This window comes from Allomuricauda sp. TY007 (assembly GCF_010468565.1).
In the GTDB taxonomy this organism is placed as follows: Bacteria; Bacteroidota; Bacteroidia; order Flavobacteriales; family Flavobacteriaceae; genus Flagellimonas.
Map to the genome: position 1 here is coordinate 1 of NZ_WUEG01000049.1, position 706 is coordinate 706.

At 32.3% G+C, this 706-nt stretch carries 1 protein-coding gene; it reads right to left on the reverse strand.

The window, feature by feature from the left end; genetic code table 11:
- Window positions 1-401 precede the first annotated feature (401 nt).
- Window positions 402-706: CPBP family intramembrane glutamic endopeptidase (locus tag GO009_RS17365; protein WP_163627968.1), on the reverse strand; the 305-nt coding region annotated here is incomplete at its 5' end.

Consider the following 706-nt stretch of genomic DNA (forward strand, 5'->3'; position numbering starts at 1 on the left):
TGGCATAAATCCAAATGATTTTTGAAGAAAATTCAAAAAATATACTTGATTCTACATTGCATACGATATTACATTACCAACGGAATTTATCTCCACCAAAAGTGTACACGAATGGAGTGAAATTGAAATCGATTTGGACAAAAGACCAGCAATATATAATTCACGCATAAAAAAAGCTCCGAAATTCGGAGCTTTTTATCATTTTTTTCTTCAGGATTATCACTTCCCCAGGAGAGAATTAAAAAAGTCAGAACCACTGTAATTATAAACCCAAATATTTTATAGGCCGAAAAAGCACCTTCCTTAAAAAAGTAAATCCCCATCACCAACGACATCACAGCAAGCGCTATCTTGGATTTTCTTCTTTTTAAATGTCTGAAAATATCTTTTATCAAAATATTTTAAGAATAAGCAGTTATTAGTCTTAACCCAACAAAAGTATTAATCATTGCATGAAAAATAACCGTTATAGTTGACGTCCCATACCTATTCGAAATAAAGGAAAAACTAAACGCAATAAAAATAATTTTTATGGGATTGTAGGCAATTATATGAGAGATTGACCAAAGTACTGCGTTAATAATCCATGCATTTTTTCCATATCTCGCAACCTGTCTTTTAATCCAGTAACCTCTCCAAAAAAGTTCTTCAAAAACACCGCCAAATACGAGCCCCACAACAATTAGAGCCTTTATGGTATTGTTTG